Genomic DNA, 1,066 nt, shown 5'->3' on the forward strand with positions numbered 1-1,066 from the left:
TTGCTATACAATGGTCGCTTTTGTTCCTCCGAGAGTAACCGCCATGAAACTGACCTTGATGTTTCGGGAGTATTGCAGCCTGTGCCACAAAATGCGCGAACAATTAAAGCCTTATCAGGAGCAGTTTGGATTTGAGCTGGATATTGTCGATGTTGATGAAGATCCGGTTTTAGAAGAAAAGTACAATGAGCTGGTGCCTGTTTTGTTGGATGGCGATACCGAAATCTGCCATTGGTTTTTGGACGAAGAAAAACTGAAAGCGCATTTGAGCGCATAACAAACCGCTGACCATATTATCTTTCAGACGGCCTTTGGCTGTTTATGCCGTCTGAACATTGATTTTATTATGACTGAAAAACTTTCTCCCGATGCGCTGATTGAAGCGGCGCTGTTGACGCAAGTCGAACCCTTAAACGAAAAAGCCATGCGCGAATTGTGCGTGCCGCCGTTGTCGCAAGACAAGCTGATTGATGTGTTGGCGCAACTGAAGGCCCGCTGGCAGGGCAGGGCTTTGCAACTGGTGCATACCCATGAGGGCTGGCGCTTCCAAATCGCCCAAGCCGCGTTTGAACGACTGGGCAGCCTGCAAGAGCAGCGCGCGCCGCGTTATTCCCGCGCTGTGATGGAAACGCTGGCGATTATTGCCTATCAGCAACCGGTAACGCGTGGCGATATTGAAGGCATACGCGGCGTGGCGGTGTCGCAAAATGTCATGCAAACCTTGCAGGATAGGGGCTGGATTGAAGTCATCGGCCACCGTGATTCTGTCGGCCGTCCGGCTTTGTGGGCGACAACAGCAACATTCCTAAGCGATTTGCGTTTGGAAAGTTTGGAAGAATTGCCGCCGCTGACTGAATTGGGCGAGCTGGTGTTGCCTGATTTGATGGAAACGCCGCCGACAGGCGATGAGGAAGCTGAAGAAGCAGTAGAATCAGGAAGCAGACTGATTAACTGATTTGAATGTAAAGGCCGTCTGAAACAATCGTGTTTCAGACGGCCTTTATGTTAGTTATTCTAGCGTTTTATAGCATTAAATGAACGCTTTATATCATTGAATAAGCCAGCC

Annotated in this window: 2 protein-coding genes; both read left to right on the top strand. The window is 49.3% G+C overall.

All coding sequences use genetic code 11. The annotated features are described in order from the left end of the window. The first annotated feature begins 43 nt into the window (after window positions 1-43). Window positions 44-277 carry a glutaredoxin family protein gene (locus ACTHUR_RS11750; protein ID WP_036472354.1) on the top strand — a complete coding sequence of 78 codons (234 nt, stop codon included), beginning with the start codon at window positions 44-46 and terminating at the stop codon, window positions 275-277. A 69-nt stretch (window positions 278-346) separates the two neighbouring features. Further along, the gene (scpB, locus tag ACTHUR_RS11755; protein ID WP_004519443.1) at window positions 347-955 is read left to right on the top strand and encodes an SMC-Scp complex subunit ScpB; all 609 of its coding nucleotides are present in this window, start codon (window positions 347-349) and stop codon (window positions 953-955) included. The last annotated feature ends 111 nt before the right edge of the window (window positions 956-1,066 follow it).

The sequence above is a fragment of the Neisseria sp. P0021.S007 genome, assembly GCF_051956855.1.

Excerpts from the sequence above, each read along its gene's own strand:
- ACTHUR_RS11750 (WP_036472354.1), top strand. The coding sequence starts at position 44 with ATGAAACTGACCTTGATGTTTCGGGAGTATTGCAGCCTGTGCCACAAA.
- scpB (WP_004519443.1), top strand. The coding sequence starts at position 347 with ATGACTGAAAAACTTTCTCCCGATGCGCTGATTGAAGCGGCGCTGTTG.